Origin of the sequence: Acinetobacter sp. UBA991, from assembly GCF_002292065.1 — a bacterium.
GTDB classification, from domain to species: Bacteria; Pseudomonadota; Gammaproteobacteria; order Pseudomonadales; family Moraxellaceae; genus Acinetobacter; species Acinetobacter higginsii.
The window spans coordinates 1-16,602 of record NZ_DBBF01000024.1 but is presented as its reverse complement, the minus strand read 5'-3'; the positions used below and the strand labels follow the sequence as shown (position 1 = coordinate 16,602).

At 44.1% G+C, this 16,602-nt stretch carries 14 protein-coding genes and 1 pseudogene; 3 read left to right on the top strand and 12 right to left on the bottom strand.

All coding sequences use genetic code 11. The features are described 5' to 3' along the window. Positions 1–289 precede the first annotated feature (289 nt). Entirely contained in the window at positions 290–1,306 is a 1,017-nt protein-coding gene (locus B2727_RS09675; RefSeq protein ID WP_033133041.1) for an AraC family transcriptional regulator, read from the top strand. 73 nt (positions 1,307–1,379) lie between these two features. On the opposite strand, the gene B2727_RS09670 is transcribed toward B2727_RS09675, so the two are convergent. From B2727_RS09670 to B2727_RS09635, 8 genes are all read right to left on the bottom strand, one after another. Then, entirely contained in the window at positions 1,380–2,384 is a 1,005-nt protein-coding gene (locus B2727_RS09670) for a YeiH family protein (RefSeq protein ID WP_033133040.1), read from the bottom strand. Next, positions 2,377–2,703 (bottom strand): Rieske (2Fe-2S) protein, encoded by a 327-nt coding sequence (locus B2727_RS09665; RefSeq protein WP_033133039.1) that lies wholly within the window; start codon positions 2,701–2,703, stop codon positions 2,377–2,379. Before B2727_RS09665 ends, B2727_RS09670 begins: the two co-directional genes overlap by 8 nt. 5 nt (positions 2,704–2,708) lie before the next feature. Continuing rightward, complete coding sequence (locus tag B2727_RS09660) at positions 2,709–3,356, bottom strand: DsbA family oxidoreductase (protein WP_033133038.1); 648 nt, start codon at positions 3,354–3,356, stop codon at positions 2,709–2,711. Next, a complete protein-coding gene (locus B2727_RS09655; RefSeq protein ID WP_033133037.1) occupies positions 3,353–4,693 on the bottom strand; it encodes an MFS transporter in 1,341 nt (446 codons plus the stop codon). Before B2727_RS09655 ends, B2727_RS09660 begins: the two co-directional genes overlap by 4 nt. Positions 4,694–4,810: 117 nt before the next feature. Next, positions 4,811–5,863, bottom strand: coding sequence for a 3-keto-5-aminohexanoate cleavage protein (locus B2727_RS09650; RefSeq protein WP_033133036.1), 1,053 nt, complete (start codon positions 5,861–5,863; stop codon positions 4,811–4,813). A gap of 60 nt (positions 5,864–5,923) precedes the next feature. After that, a complete protein-coding gene (locus tag B2727_RS09645; protein WP_005315873.1) occupies positions 5,924–6,772 on the bottom strand; it encodes a TauD/TfdA dioxygenase family protein in 849 nt (282 codons plus the stop codon). Positions 6,773–6,783: 11 nt separating this feature from the next. Continuing rightward, positions 6,784–7,770, bottom strand: a complete 987-nt coding sequence (locus B2727_RS09640; RefSeq protein WP_033133035.1) for a quinone oxidoreductase family protein — start codon at positions 7,768–7,770, stop codon at positions 6,784–6,786. 175 nt (positions 7,771–7,945) lie between these two features. Continuing rightward, positions 7,946–8,824 (bottom strand): LysR family transcriptional regulator, encoded by an 879-nt coding sequence (locus tag B2727_RS09635; RefSeq protein WP_033133034.1) that lies wholly within the window; start codon positions 8,822–8,824, stop codon positions 7,946–7,948. 102 nt (positions 8,825–8,926) lie between these two features. Between B2727_RS09635 and B2727_RS09630 the strand changes: the two genes are divergently transcribed. Further along, positions 8,927–9,052 (top strand): hypothetical protein, encoded by a 126-nt coding sequence (locus B2727_RS09630; RefSeq protein ID WP_017402313.1) that lies wholly within the window; start codon positions 8,927–8,929, stop codon positions 9,050–9,052. A 19-nt stretch (positions 9,053–9,071) separates the two neighbouring features. Beyond that, the gene (locus B2727_RS09625; protein ID WP_033133033.1) at positions 9,072–10,229 is read left to right on the top strand and encodes a YbfB/YjiJ family MFS transporter; all 1,158 of its coding nucleotides are present in this window, start codon (positions 9,072–9,074) and stop codon (positions 10,227–10,229) included. Here B2727_RS09625 and mobA read toward each other — a convergent pair. The 4 genes and pseudogenes from mobA to B2727_RS09605 all read right to left on the bottom strand — a co-directional run. Continuing rightward, positions 10,226–10,852: a molybdenum cofactor guanylyltransferase gene (gene mobA / locus B2727_RS09620; RefSeq protein WP_033133032.1), complete on the bottom strand. Its 627-nt coding sequence runs from the start codon at positions 10,850–10,852 to the stop codon at positions 10,226–10,228. The genes B2727_RS09625 and mobA overlap by 4 nt on opposite strands. Then, on the bottom strand, positions 10,849–13,629 hold the full coding sequence (locus B2727_RS09615; RefSeq protein ID WP_033133031.1) for a nitrate reductase: 2,781 nt from the start codon (positions 13,627–13,629) through the stop codon (positions 10,849–10,851). Before B2727_RS09615 ends, mobA begins: the two co-directional genes overlap by 4 nt. Positions 13,630–13,947: 318 nt before the next feature. After that, positions 13,948–15,567 carry a nitrite reductase small subunit NirD gene (gene nirD, locus B2727_RS09610; RefSeq protein WP_033133030.1) on the bottom strand — a complete coding sequence of 540 codons (1,620 nt, stop codon included), beginning with the start codon at positions 15,565–15,567 and terminating at the stop codon, positions 13,948–13,950. 11 nt (positions 15,568–15,578) lie between these two features. Then, positions 15,579–16,602, bottom strand: a pseudogene (locus tag B2727_RS09605) (nitrite reductase (NAD(P)H)); the annotation flags it as partial.

The window sequence follows — 16,602 nt, the reverse complement described above, 5'->3', positions numbered from 1 at the left end:
TCAACCCTTGTTTTGATAAAAATAACGGGGATGCATCACGTCATATTCAACATAGAGGGTCAATAGAGCGACGGATATACATGGCACGACAGGCACTTTTCATTTGATGACAGCACACTTCAAACGATCTCATATATATCAATATGCTTAGCAGAAAAAGTCGCTTCAAAAACAATAATCATCATGCCAACATCAATTTATATAAGCCTTAGTGCTTTTCTAAACAGCATATTTTAGTTATAAATAATGCATAACTAGGAAGGTTATTTTAAAAAATCGGGAGATCAGCATGGTGCCACTCGCCCATACTGCTGTGCTTAAAAATTATTTAGCTGTCAGCCAGCAATTAGACCTGAATCCATACCAACTGTTGTCCGATGCAGGCATCTATCCTGCACAGCTACAAGATAGTGCACAGCGTATTCCCGTAGACAAAGCGGTGACGCTACTGGAACAATCAGCACAGTTAAGTGGTTGTGAATACTTCGGGTTACATATGGCAGAACAACGCCAACTCGCAGATTTTGGTGAGCTGAGTTTATTATTGAGTTATCAACATACCTTGCGTGATGGCTTATACACCCTTGTGCAGTATCGAAATCTAATCAATAACGCATTGGAAATGTATATTGAAGAAGTCGGTCATACCGTCATTATTCGAGTCGAGGTAATTACTGCAGCGACAGAGTACAGTCGCCAAGCGATCGAGCTTGCTTTAGGCATTACCCATCGTTTCTGTGCTGCTTTTTTGCAGAAATGGCACCCTTTGAGTATTCATTTTACCCATGATGCCCCGTATGATACGGCGATGCATCAACGTATGTTTGGTTGTTCGCTAGAGTTTGGCAGCGAGTTTAATGGTATTGTTTGCAATGCAACGGAATTAGATAAAACCAATCCACATGCCAATACTACGATGCTGGCACATGCCAAACGTTTTCTTGAAACGGATCTATTGCATCGTGAAAGTGAATCTTCAATTATTTTTGATATTCGTAAAAGTATTCATCTGCTGTTACCGATGGGACGGGCCACGATTGATCAAGTCGCCCATACTCATGGCATCAACGTCCGAACCCTACAACGCCGACTGGAAGCTGCGCATACCAACTTCAGTGTGTTGATCAACGATGTACGTCGTAATCTGGTTTTTCGCTATCTAAAAAACCTAAATTACTCTCTAGGACAGGTCTCGGACATTTTAGGTTATTCAATGCCAAGTTCATTTACCCGTTGGTTTAGCAGTGAATTTGGTATGTCACCCACCACTTGGCGGAATAATAACAAGACAGTTATGAAGTCCTAAACACAAGGTTTAGAGATCAAAGCCGACTACTTGTCTTTGATCTCGACAGCATATGATGATGAGGTATTGCCCTCTAAAACATCCAATGCATTAACAGTAAAACCAGCATCACCAAGAAAATGGTTTCACCCAGCATCAGTAAAATCGGCTTGATTCCAACAGAAGCCAGTTCCTTCAGTTGTGTTTTCATGCCTAAGGCACTAATTGCAATCACTAAACACCATTTCGATAATTCATTCACCCCTTGTTGTAGCATGCTGGGAACCCAACCCGTGCTATTGATACAGGCAAGAACTAAAAAACCAACGGCAAACCAAGGCAATAAAGGTGGATGTTTACCGGTAGCGTCTCCACCTTGCATACGTGTGATCATTGCCGCACAAATAATGACAGGCAATAACATGGCAACCCGCATCAATTTAACTACGGTTGCAGTATCACCTGTTTCTGGCGACATGCTATAACCCGCTCCAACCACCTGTGCGACGTCATGGATAGTTGCCCCTAAAAATACACCTGCCTGCTGTGGCGCTAGTTCTAACCATCGTGCAATCATCGGATAAACAATCATAGCCAACGTGGACAGTGCAGAAACACCAATGACAGTGAATAGCGTGGCTTTTTCTTTTTGAGGATGTTGAGGAAATGCAGCGGAAAGCGCTAAGGCTGCTGATGCACCACAAATTGCAGTTGCACCGCCGGTCAACATCCCGAAAAGTTTTTTAAAACCCAGAATTTTAGCCGTGATCACTGAAACTGAAATCGTCACGATCACCAATGTGATCACCAGTACAATCGGTTGCCAGCCCAACGCGGTAATTTGTCCTAGCGTAATCCGCATCCCCAACAAGGCAATCCCAATGCGTAACACTGTTCGTGCCGTAAATTCGATGCCTGCTTTACATTGACTTTCACTAGAAAGAAAGTTCAAACCCATTCCCAACAGCAAAGCAAATAACATCACAGGTGCACCATAATGCTCTGAAAGAAAACAGGCTGCTGCTGCAACAACGGTACTGACAATAAGGCCTGGCATCAACTCACGGGTACGCAGACGAAAATCCATGAATTTAGTCATTGTTTTCTCCTGTATCTATCAGGATAAATAGCTGCGCTGCATCGACTTCAACTGGATAGGTCGCCACTTTTAAATGCTTTGAATTCAACATATATCCCGTCGCCAGATCAAAAACCAAACCATGGGCACAACAACGAATCGCTTGCCCTTCTAATTCGCCGCTAAATAAAGACGCACCTTGATGTGGGCAGCGATCCTCAATCGCATAAAACTGTGTACCAATATGAAACAGTGCAATATTTTTCCCCTCAATTTGGAGAAAAGCTCTCGCACCTGATACTGGGATTTTTTCTTGTGGAACCTGAAAACGAATAGTCATTGCCCTTATCCTTGTACCACCAAGGCTTCTAACATGGCTTGATAGAGCACATCGACTGAATGTGCACCAGCCAAGGTCAGGTAACCATCAAAAATAAAATAAGGCACGCCATTTGCTCCTGTATAGGTCGACTGAAAAGACGGGTTGACTTCCGACCATCCACGGCCCTGTTCATTCACCGAGTAACCACATTGCTTGAGAATCCTTTGCAACACAGCGCTATCTCCCAAGTTTTCACCTGCTTCAAAATAGGCAGCAAAAAGCTGTTCCAATAAATGCTCTGCTTGCTGCGCTGTTCCCAGTTTTAAAACGCTTTGAAACAGATGATGCGCTTGAGCCGTATTTGGCATCCATTTGATTTTTTCAAAATGCAGCTCGACACTAACTGTCTTGGCTGCCTGACGCACTTGGGTTTGGCGTTGTTTTACAGCGTCTAAACTGCCCAATCGTTTTTGATAGAACTGTTTGAAATCGACACCCGCTATAGGAATCTCAGGGAGTAACTGCATACCATGCCAATGTACAATGACCTCAACCTCAGGATCACTTTGCTTTAATTGCGCAATTGCAGTCTGTAACTGACGTTTGCCGATCAAGCACCATGGACAAATAAAATCAAAAAAGACATCAATATTTAATTCACGCATCATCATTTTTCTTCCGCACCACTTGAACGAGTGCTGTCTAGATTGGGTAAAACTGCTTGCTCAGTCAGTCGTGCAATATCTTGGTGGTAATAGTTTTTGGCATAGAGAAACACGGCTGCTGCGACCATGCTGACCAAAGGCATCCATTGAAAGGCATGATCTAAACCAATCACATCGGAGAGCTTGCCTATAACTAAAGGACCGAGTGCCAATCCCAATAAATTGTTGGCTAAGGTTAAGGTCGCGAAAGCTGTACTGTGGACGCTGTTATGAGTGAGATTGGCCACCATTGCACTGGATGGGCCATTGGTTCCTAACGCAATAAACATGCCCATGCATATCAGCAACAATTGGGATTTTCCTGCAGGCATTGCAAACGCAATCGAAAGTAGTAAACAGCTCCCGATACAGTAGCCAATTGCTAAACTCACCTTACGATCTGGGCAGTTTTGACCAAAGCGATCACTAAGCATGCCACATAGAATGCTCCCGACCGCACTACACAGTACAATCACGGCGGCCAGTACACCTGCAGAATCAGTATTCATGCCGTAATAACGATTTAAATAACTCGGCATCCACACAATGACGGTGCCGCCAACAAACAGTTGAAAGCCACTACCGATATAGGTTGCGATCACTGATCGACTTGAATAAATCGTGCTTAAACATTGTTTGCTCTGTTGCTGTTTCTGAGTGTTGTTGGATGTTTTGCTGCTTAGATTGACTCTTTTTTCTTTAACCACCATGGGATAGAGCAAAGCCAAGATCAAACCAAACAATGCCATACCACCAAATGCCCAACGCCAGCCAAAATGCTCTGCCATCACACCGCCCAGTGCCATCCCGAGAAATGAGCCGAATACCCCACCTGCCATAAATGCACTGGCCAGCGTAGCTCGCATTTCGCGTGGAAAAATCGCCACTACCACTGCAATGCCAACACTGCCATAAGCAGCCTCACCCACACCGACCATAAAACGGGCCACAAACATTTGCTGATAGTTTTCAGCAACAGCACAACCCAAAGTCGCTAAACTCCATAGCACCGCCATAATGACCAGGCTTTTCACTCGCCCAAAACGGTCGGCCAGTAAGGATAAGGGCAAAGTTAAGATCCCGACCATCAGTGCCACAATGCCGCTTAATAAGCCAAGTTGGCTATCGGTCAAGGCCCATTCAGTTTTAATCAATGGAAATACGGCATTCAGCACTTGCCGAGACATATAGTCTGAAATCAACAAGCCAAATGTCAGCGCAAATACCAGCCACGCATAACGGCGCGGGACATTCGTTGAGGTATCAACATGATCCGTATGCACGGTATATGGATGAGCATCCATAGCAACCTCCTTGTATTGTTATGATTTATATTTTTGATTGCAGTACGTGGCTTGCTATTTGAATACGCTTGCTGCGTACTGCATTTATTGTGACATTCAATCCATTGCTGCTCAGACTTAATGGCGCTGAGGTACACCTTTTTGTTTTGGTTGGCGGTTTGGTGACATACCATTAGCCTGCAAAGTTTCTTCAATACTTTGATATTGCACACCAATCCGATAGATTTCTCGTGCCTCTGGGCCTGTTGCCACTTCACGACCTAATTCATGTGCAATACGTACAGTTTGCTGAATTTGTTGTACAGATGAGAAGCGCTGACCACGATGATCGATAATGGTATCTTCATTACCAACCCGTGCATGAAAACCCATCGCCATCGACATGGTATTGAATGGCAATACATTTTTAAGCAATGATTCCGAAGTCAGGGTGCAACCATCTGGTACACGATGAATAAAATTAAAGAAATTAAATGGATTTGGCCCATCGAATCCGCCGCCAATTCCGATCCAAGTCAAATTCAATGGCCCCATGTATAGGCCATTACGTACCATCCGTTCTAAGGTCTCTAAGCCATGCATTCCAGTGAGTTGAAAATGCGGTTGAATATTATTTTGGCAAAGACGTTTTAAATGCTCTGTGACCCACGCAGGTCCTGCCGGAACGGTCATTTCAGCATAAGCTTCCTGAATTGCAGGATGTGCCAAAGATGTGCCTTCCAAATATTCTGGATAGAGCAACTCCATAATATTCATTTGTGTGGTGTTAATTGCGACCGTGACCTGATCAGGTTTTGGTGTTAATTCAGCCAGCATATGACGGGTATCATCACTCAGCCACAAAGCTGCCTCACCTTCGCTTTCAGGTGCAAATGAAATCGAGCCACCGACTTGAATAATCATCTCGGGTACGGCTTCACGCACCCCTGCGATGAGTTCATTAAACTTGGACAACCGTTTAGAGCCCTTACCATCCAGTTCACGCACATGCAAATGCAGCACTGTCGCGCCTGCCTCATAGCATTCCACCGCTTTCTGAATCTGCTCATCCATGGTCACTGGAATATCTTCGGGAAAGTCCTCTGGCATCCACTCTGGGCCATAGGGCGCAACGGTAATGACCACTTTTTCCATATTTTCTGGGTGCAAAGAATCGTCAAAGAATTGCATGTGCATCTCCTGTTTATAGTTTATAAAACGGTATTGAATTAAAAAGTTTGGATTTGGAATTTAATAGGTTGCATCACCGACGATACCTGCCCGCTCCATTTTGCGATGGCATGGCGGATAATCCATCACTGCATAATGTTGGGTACTTCGATTATCCCAAATAGCGATGCTATTCGGCTCCCAACTCCAACGCACCTGATATTCAGGAATCGCAGCTTGGGTGATTAAGTAACGCAATAGATCTCCTGCACCTGGATTGGCATCTTGCCCAAACCGTACGCGGTCTTTGGTGTGGTAATTACTAAAATGGGTAGTGAATGCATTGACGTAGAGAATCTGCTCACCTGTCTCTGGATGTGTTCGTACGACAGGATGTTCAGCATCTGGAAACTGTGCCTTCAATGCCAAACGTTTTTCGATAGGCATGGCAGCGCCAAAACTGGCTTCGATACTGTGATAGGCACGTAAAGGCGCAATCTTTTCCTTGATATCTTCAGGCAAATTTTCATAGGCCATCACCATATTGGTCCACATGGTATCGCCGCCAACAGGTGGACATTCCACACAACGCAGTACACATCCCATCGGTGGAATTTTGCGCCAGCTGGCATCGCTATGCCATGCATTTTCATACCGATCAATCGGGCTGTCAGGATGTTTATAAATTTGTACCAAACCTGGATGATCTGGATGACTACCCACCGCAGGATGATCCTCCAACGGCCCAAATCGTTCGGCAAAAGCCACATGTTCAGCCCGCGTCATCTGCTGATTACGCAAGAACACCACGCGATGTTTTAGCAATTGCGTCCGAATTTCAGTGAATAGCCCGTCATCATGAATCGCATCGGCTAAGTGGACACCATGTAGTTCTGCACCAATATTGCAAGTTAACTGTTCAATTTGCATCAGAAATCCCTTCAAATCACAAAAATGGATGAACCTATGGTTTTACGTGCTTCCAGATCACGATGTGCTTGTACGGCATCTTCAAGTGCATAGCGATGATTGATCTCGATCTTGATGCGTCCACTGCTGACATGATCAAACAGTTCCTTGGCTAAGGCTCTTTTTTCTTCTGGATCGGCAATATAATCGGCTAAAGCTGGACGGGTGATAAACAACGAACCTTTCATTGCCAGTAACACAGGGTTAAAGTCAGGAATTGGCCCTGATGCGGTACCTACGCAAACCAATAAACCACGGCGTTTGAGTGAGTCTAATGAGGCCATAAAGGTATTTTTGCCCACACTATCAAAGACCACATTGACCCCAATGCCATCGGTCAACTCACGCACCCGTTCAGCCACATTCTCATGGCTATAATTAATCACATGATCACAGCCATAGGCACGTGCTACCGCTGCTTTTTCATCCGTCGAGGTGGTCCCAATCACGTTTAGCCCCAACAGTTTGGCCCATTGCGAAACGATTAGCCCCACACCACCTGCGGCTGCATGTAATAAAATGCAATCGCCTGCTTTAAAGTCATAGATACGACGCATCAGATAGGCCGCCGTTAAACCACGCATGGTCATTGCAGCCGCAGTTTCACAGGAAATATCGTCAGGGAGTTTGATTAATGCATCTGCGGCAATAAGGCGTTCGGTGCTATAAGCGCCAAGCGTATTCAAAAACCCTGTATAGGTGACACGATCACCCACCACAAAATCGGTTACACCGTCACCCACCGCTTCGATAATGCCAGAGGCTTCAACACCTATACCATTTGGTAAGGGAATCGGATAAGTCCCATTGCGGAAATAGGTATCAGCATAATTGAGACCCACCGCTACGTGGCGTAGACGTACTTGACCAACCGCAGGTGCGCCGACTTCGATGTCCTCATAGCGCATCACCTCTGGTGTCCCTGTTCCGTAGAACCGTATCGCTTTATTCAACGTCATTTTCCTGTCCATCTTGTATTTTTATTCAGTGCCGAAGCAATATGACTAAAAAATACAATACTCAGGAGAACGTCGACTTTACTTAACACGACACGCACATCACCTTTGACGACAAATACTCAATCGATAGGATTCTTTTATAGAACGGCGCAAAGCTTAGGGGTTATTTACCAAGCTACTGATTCATGCCTTTCACATGCTCAACGAAATGATGCATATTGGTTGCCCATGTACTCATATCACGATGTGCAACCAGATAGGTATTGATCTGCGCTGTAGCCGAGTCAATGGGATGAATCTTCACACTTTGGGCAAAATGAGATTGCTGTACATAGCTGATCGGTAAAATTGCAAGGCCAACATCGAGACTGACACAGCTGATAATGCCATCTAGGCTGCCCATTTCAATCACATTGGCTGCGGGTAAATGATGGGAAGATAAGAACTGATCAATGGCTTTGCGGTAACTACAACCTTGCTTAAAGGCAATAAATTTCTTTTGAATCAGATCGTCATTTGTAAATCGTTCAGGCATATGCTTTGATGAAATAAGCACCAATTGCTCAGTCCAGACATGTAAATTGAACATCCCATCAATCGGTGCATGATGTGCCACAAATGCACAATCTAGCTTAGATGCATGGACCAAATCAATTAGATCTCGTGTGGGTGCGGTCGATAAGGCAAAAGGAAAATCTGGGCTGTGCTGTTGTAAATCGCGGATCAACACTGGCAGTCGAACCGCAGCCGTGGTTTCCATACTCCCAATCGCTAAAGGAAAATTGGCTGTCAGCTGACTATGGGAAAACGTGTCCAATAGCTCTTTTTGTAGATGCAGCATTTTTTCAGCATAACCATACAGTTGCACTCCAGCTCTAGTGGGTTGAATGGGGTTCTGCCGATGTAGCAACTCGACATTCAACTCTGTTTCCAGTTTTTTGATATGACTGGTGACATTGGATTGTACGGTATAGAGCGTTTTTGCCGCCTCGGAAAAACTGCCTAACTTCACCACCATCATAAAAATTTCTAAAGATTTAATCTGCATCGCCATCACTATTAGAGATAGTTAGTATCAATTCAAATCATTTTACATGATTAATAGCGCTTGTTTAAATAGCTATTCATTTCTCAACACCTAAAGATGGTTCAAACAATGTCTGGTACTAAGCTGTTATTTTTAATCAGTATTTTAAGTTGTTTCAGCTATGCACTCTATGTATTTGACTATAAATTTCTTGCCAAAGCACAACCTCTTGCGCATATGAGTCATAGCGACTAATTGATGGAATGAACAGGTCATGACTGAGCCAGCAAAAAACAGCAACCGCGGCCTGCAATCAGCGATCAGTGCAGCCTTGATTATGGCAATTGGTATGGGTTTCGGGCGCTTTGCGTTTACTGCGGTCTACCCGCATATGATTGATGAAGGCATCATTAATCTACAGCATGCCAGTTTGGCTGCTTCTGCAAACTATGCGGGCTATCTGTTGGGTGCTTTATTTGCGATCAAGATGAAATCCCAGCAGAGTTATCTCGGTAGTATTATTGCCACTGTAGGTACGGTATTTTGTCTGATCCTACTTAGTTGTATTAATACCATTGGCCTGATCATCTTGACTCGTGGTTTGGCTGGGATTTTTAGTGCTTTCGCCATGGTATCTGCTTCATTATGGCTGCTTGAACAGCAGAAACAAACACAACAACCCCCTATCTTGTATGCAGGCGTTGGTCTCGGGATTGCGCTCTCTGCCGAGCTTTTGGTTTTCGGTACGCATCTCAGTTGGCACAGCAAAATGCTTTGGTTATCACTCGGTCTATCCAGTCTGGTCCTTGGTTGCATTGCAATGTTTGGTTTATCGCAAGCTCAGCCAAATGCTGTTTCAACTCATGAGATATCAAGCACAAATCGCAAAGCTCCCCATGCCTACGCCCTGATTCTGATTTATGCCTTGGCAGGTTTTGGCTACATCATTACCGCAACCTATTTACCTTTATTTGTGAAACAGGCCTTACCGAATATTGATGCGGCACAGATCTGGGCAATCTTTGGTTTAGGTGCGATTCCTTCGTGTTTTTTCTGGCATCGTATCCACCGCAGCTTCGGCACACAAATCGCCTTATCCTCTAATTTAGGATTACAGGCTTTTGGTGTTGTATTGCCGATCATCCTACCAACCGCTTTGGGTTATCTGTCGAGTGCATTACTCGTGGGTGGAACCTTTATGGGAACGGTGACCATTGCCATGCCTGTGGCACAGCATATCGCTCGCCAAGCACAAAATAATTTAATTGCCTTGATGACTGTCGTGTATGGAATAGGTCAGATCATCGGTCCAATCGTAGCGAATGCCCTATTCTCGATCTATCATACGCTTAATAGCTCACTAATTAGCGCAGCTATGGCATTATTGATTGCAACAGTGATTAGTCTGAAATCAGCTGAGACGATCCATTAACCAGAAATAGATTGTTTAAAAACCTTCATCTGCTTGTATTGTTGCAGTTCATCTAATGAGTTAATACTATGACAAAACAGGCCTTGCTTTTGAAATGCCACCACCTGTGCATCCAATTGTTTAAAACAATCTCGCAAACTCAGTTTATTCTCAGCAATCGCTTGCTCCAACACAGATAAACTTTCTCGCTTAAGTAAACAAAATGGATATAAGGCATCTCCATTGATATTGACATAAGTCACTTGCGCCAGCGGTTGCTTTTGTAAAGCACGATGCAGTTTGTGTATAACCTGATTGGGAATATAAGTCACATCACAGGGAATAAATAAAGCATAGTCAGCTTGCAGATGTGACCAAGCACTTTTCATCCCCATCAACGGACCAAGGAAACCATTTTGATCATCTGCATAACATCGAATATCAGGTTCAATCTGTTTATATATCGAGTTATCACGGTGGCTATTCACCCAAATGTGTTTAACCTGAGTCTTAAAACTTTCACAAATTTTTGACAGCTGAATCTGATCATCAAACTGTTGTAGCAGTTTATTAGTACCGTTCATACGGCGCGCTTGCCCTCCCGCCAAGATCACTAGATCTGTAGCGGGATATTCTGTATTCATGCTTCTGCCTCCAATTGACAAGTTTTAATCAGACCACGAATCTCAGGTAAACAAGAACCACAATTTCCACCCGCTTTTAAACATGCTGTAACTTGTTTTTCATGGGTGATATTTTGCGTTTTGATGGCTTCAATAATTTTATTCTTACCCACTTTAAAACAACTACAAACCAATGGTCCATCGTTATTTGCCGCAGACATCGGCATTCCCGCCAGCAAAGCTTTACGATGCAAGGCACTTAATCGTTCACGTTTAAATAGACTCGCCACCCAATCCCGATTTGGCAATAAATCGACAGGTGCAATATATAAACTGGCAATCAGGATACCATCTTTTAAAATCACACTATGGCTGAGCTGCGATGAAATATCCTCCAGACTTAACCATTCATAGGTTTCATCTACAAAAGGCAGGAAGCTTTTCAAATTCTTTTGGGTCTCATCAATACTATGACGATCAGCAATTTCATAACGCATCGCTTTCGCTGTTTTGATCTTGGTCCACCACGCACAACGTTGTAAAGATGCTTTAATCTGATGTTCAAAGCCTTCACGGACATAGAGTACCCCTTGCCAAGTGGTATGGAATGGCTGAATGACCACAGGGGTATGTTTAAACTCAGGCTCACCTGAAATCGCATCCACCACAGGATTCACCACTTTACCAATCCGCGCATCAGAAGCGACTTGCTCAGTCCAGTGAATCGGGGCAAAGATTTGGCCACGACGCACACCTTGTGCCAGTGTCACCCGCAATACACAACGGCCCCATTGGGAGCGGACTTCCACTAAAGCTTTATCACGGATACCAAATTTTAATGCATCATTCGGATGAATCTCACAAAATGGTTCAGCGCGATGCGTGGTGAGGTTTGCCGATAAACCTGTACGGGTCATGGTGTGCCATTGATCACGGATACGTCCCGTATTCAACACCAATGGATAATCTTCGGAGATGGCATGCACTGGATCAATGGCAACAGTAGGAATCAGTTTGGCCTTTTTGTTTTTATGACTAAAACTACCACGATCAAACAATTGCTCCACGGCGATGCTTTGCCCTTTCTCCCAAACTGGCCATTGGGTTGGGCGTAAATGGTTATATTCATCCAGACTTAAATTCATTAAGCCTTTTAAATTGAAATAACGGAAGTTTTCGACCTGATCACGTTGGTCAACACTGGCATTTTGATAGGCTGATAAAGCCGCGTGTTCATTAAAAATGTCACAGGCATTGCTAAACTCAAAACCTGTAAAACCCAGTTTTTTCGCAACCTCTGCCACCGCCCACCAATCCGCTTTGGCTTGCTTTGGCGGATTTAAAAAGGCACGTTGCCGTGAAATACGGCGTTCAGAATTGGTGACCGTACCATCTTTCTCACCCCAACCTAATGCAGGCAACAACACATCTGCATAGGCTGTGGTATCGGTATCTGCACAAATATCAGAGACCACCACAAACTCACATTTTTCCAAAGCACGTTTGACTTGGTCTGCATCGGGTAAGCTCACCACAGGATTGGTTGCCATAATCCAGATCGCCTTGATTTTGCCGCTTTCTACCGCCTGGAACAAATCAACTGCTTTTAAGCCTGATTGCTTGGCAATCACAGGACTGTTCCAAAAACTTTGGACTAAATTTTGATGTGAAGGATTGTCCAAATCCAGATGCGCTGCCAACATATTGGCCAATCCACCTACCTCACGACCGCCCATTGCATTAGGTTGACCCGTCATTGAAAATGGCGCTGCACCTAATTTACCAATTTTTCCAGTGAGTAAATGACAGTTGATAATGCTATTAGCTTTATTTACACCTTGAGAGGATTGATTAACGCCCATTGAAAATAGCGTAATCACTTTCTCCGTCTTGGCAAACTTATCAAAAAACAGCTGTAATTTTTCTGCGGATATTCCTGTCCGTTTGACTAAAGCATTAAAATCTTGTTCACTTTCACTCGCAGCTAAAAGTGCCGCTAGACCTTCGGTATAAGTCTCAACAAAATGCTGGTCGATATAATCATGATGGTAAAGATGCTGAAACAGACCATTAAATAGAGCCACATCCTGACCGGGTAAAATTGGCAAGTGTAAATCTGCTTGCTCGCAGGTACTGGTAAAACGAGGATCGACCACCACCACAAATAAATCTGGATTCTGACTCTTAGCCTGCATGATGCGTTGATACAGTACGGGATGACACCATGCCGTATTAGAGCCAACCAGAACCACCATGTCAGTATGTTCAAAGTCTTCATAACTGGCAGGTACGATATCTTCACCGAAGGCACGTTTATGCGCTGCAACTGCAGACGACATACATAGACGTGAATTGGTATCAATATTGGCAGTGCCCAAATAGCCTTTCACAAACTTATTCACCACATAATAGTCTTCAGTCAGCAACTGTCCTGAGACATAAAATGCAACGCTGTCTGCTCCATACTGATCAATACATGCTTGAAACTGATTTGCAATTTTTTCAATTGCTTGATCCCAAGTGGTGGCTTGACGATGGTTTTTACGGCCAAACATCGGATGCAAAACACGAGTTTCCAAACCTAGCGTATCAGCTAAGTTGCTGCCCTTAATGCAGAGTCGTCCGAAGTTTGAAGGATGCTCTAGATCTCCTGCAACTTGTACTGTCGTCCCATGCGTTTTATGTTGGACACTGACATCCACGCCACACCCCACGCCACAATAGGGACATGTTGTTTTTGTAATAATTGTTTCTGCTTGATCGGAGCGACTGTGTTCTAGATTTTGAATACTGTTCATGACTGCCCCTTTTACCTAGTTAATCCGCTGAACTTTACACTCAACTAAAAAATCATTCTGAGTTCTTCTCCAGTTTCAGCTTATGGATAAACTTTCTAAAACTAGATTTTTCTCATCACACACTATCGTGACAGGCGGCATGGATGCCGCCTTGTTGAGCTGCGGTAGCAAGGATGTACCGTCAGCTTAACAAAGGATTTTTGTTACTTTTCATCCTTGAAAAGTAAGGCAATGCCTTTACAAAAATTATCGGCTCATACATCACATATGCGGCAATGCCATTCATCCTTTACCTATTCTTCTCGAATGGGTAAGCTTTCACCCTGCCTTTTTCATTGCAAAATCCTTACCAAATAACAGCTTATTTCTAAAAGTAGAAACAGGCGTTTGATCTGCAATCAACTCGGCATACCACATCCCATCTTCCGTATCACCAAACAGAACCGCACCAATCACTTTATCTTTCTGGATAATGATACGTTTGTAAATCTGACGTTTATCATCATTGAGGATGATGTCTTCATAATCTTCTTTCGGTTCAAAGTTCCCAGCAGAGAACACATCGACACCGCTGACTTTTAACTGCGTTGGTACCGTCGGTGATTTAAAGGTTAAGCTGCCATGTTCAGCCAAATGCGTTGCACAGATAAAAGCTTGTCCCCAAAGTGGCTCAACCAAACCAAAGGTTTGATTACGATGTTCGATGCATTCACCCACAGCATAAATACTTGGATCAAAAGTTTGCATGGTGTCATTGACCAAAATACCTCGGTTACAACGCAGTCCAGCACTTTGAGCCAAGGCAATATTCGGGCGAATCCCGACCGCAAAAATCACTAAATCCGCATCCAGTACCGTTCCATCTTTAAGGCGGACTTGACTGACATGACCATCCTCACCGATCAAAGCTTCGGTATTCGCCTCAGTAATGATATTGATCCCTTTTTGCTCAATACTATGACGCAACATACGGCTGGCACGCCCATCCAACTGACGCTCCATAATTCGATCCATCAGGTGTAGAACCGTGACATTCATGCCACGTTGTTTCAGTCCATAGGCCGCTTCCAGACCCAGTAAACCACCACCAATCACCACCGCATTCTTTTTGGTTTCGCAATATTTGATCATGGTATTGACATCATAAATATCACGGAAGCTAATCACGCCTTTTAGATCTACACCTTGCACAGGTGGAACAAATGGTAATGAACCAGTGGCAATAATCAAACGATCATAATCAACACTTTCGCCTTTCTCGGTATGAACAACTTTGCGAGTACGATCAATCTTGATTGCAGGATCATCCGCAATAAATTGAATCCCTTTGTCGCTGTACCACGCATGTGGATGCAACATGATGTCATCAATGGTTTTTTCACCTGAAAGTACTGGCGACAACATAATACGGTTGTAATTGCCCCAAGGCTCCTCACCAATCACGGTTACATCATAACGATCCGGTGCCATATCCAATAAATCTTCTAGGCAACGCATCCCCGCCAAACCATTGCCAATTAACACCAGTTTCAGCTTTTCTTGAGCAGCCCCATTGTTGGTAATATAGGTTTTTTGCGGAACAGACCCGACCCACACCCGACCATTTTCAATTTTGGTTGGAAAAACCAAGAGCTTTTGATCTTTATCTTCCAGACAACGCCCCGTCGCTAAACTAAAATGTTGTTTATAAATCGGCGATGCAATCACGCGTTCACCTTGTAAATCGCCAATGATGCCGCGACACATCACATTGGCTTGGCTAAATGGATCTTTATTGCTAAGCGCATAAATCCGCTTTTCGTGACCAACACGAAACAGTGCAACGGATTGACCTTCGATCAGTGCGCCCACACCCGTATTTGGTGTGATGTCATCCAACGCACACACCTCGACCCATTGATTTTCTGGCAGCATATCGATGTTCTTTAAACTGGTCATTTGAGTTCTCCTTATGCTTCAACCATTGGGATACGATCGACTGAGCGTTCAGCGTCATTCAAAGGGCGAATCTGATCGCGCACTTGGGTAAATTGAATATGTGGGTCAGCTTGCTGTTCTGCACTGGCATTGATATAGGTTTGGAAACGTTTACGAATCTCAGGATCTTCAACCGCAGTACGCCATTCATCTTGATAAGTCCCAATCACATGACTCATACGACTTTCGAGTTCTTCGGCAAGTCCTAGCGAATCATCGACAATCACTGATTTGAGATAATCCAAACCGCCTTCCATATTGTCACGCCATACGCTGGTACGTTGTAAACGATCTGCAGTTTGGATATAGAACATAAAGAAACGGTCGATATAACGAATCAAGGTTTCGGTATCAAGGTCAGAAGCCAATAACTCTGCATGACGTGGTTTCATGCCACCATTACCACAGACATACATGTTCCAACCTTTCTCTGTTGCAATCACCCCGACATCTTTACCTTGCGCTTCGGCGCATTCACGGGTACAACCTGAAACCGCCATTTTCAATTTATGTGGCGAACGTAGGCCCTTATAGCGGTTCTCAAGTTCAATCGCCAAGCCCACAGAATCATCCACCCCGTAACGGCACCATGTACTACCGACACAGGATTTCACGGTACGTAATGATTTACCGTAAGCATGACCTGATTCAAAACCCGCTGCATTGAGTTCTTCCCAGATAAACGGGAGTTGATGAATTTGCGCACCAAATAAGTCGACACGTTGTCCACCGGTAATTTTGGTATACAGATTATATTTTTTGGCAATTTGACCTACGGCGATTAAGCCATCTGGAGTGACTTCACCACCTGCCATACGCGGAACAACCGAGTAAGAACCATCTTTTTGAATATTACCCAAGTAGTAGTCGTTACTGTCTTGTAGGCCCGCATGGCTGGGTTCAAGTACAAAATCATTCCAGCACGATGCCAAAATATTGGCCGCCATTGGCTTACAAATATCACAGCCTAGACCATGACCATGTTGATGAATCAAA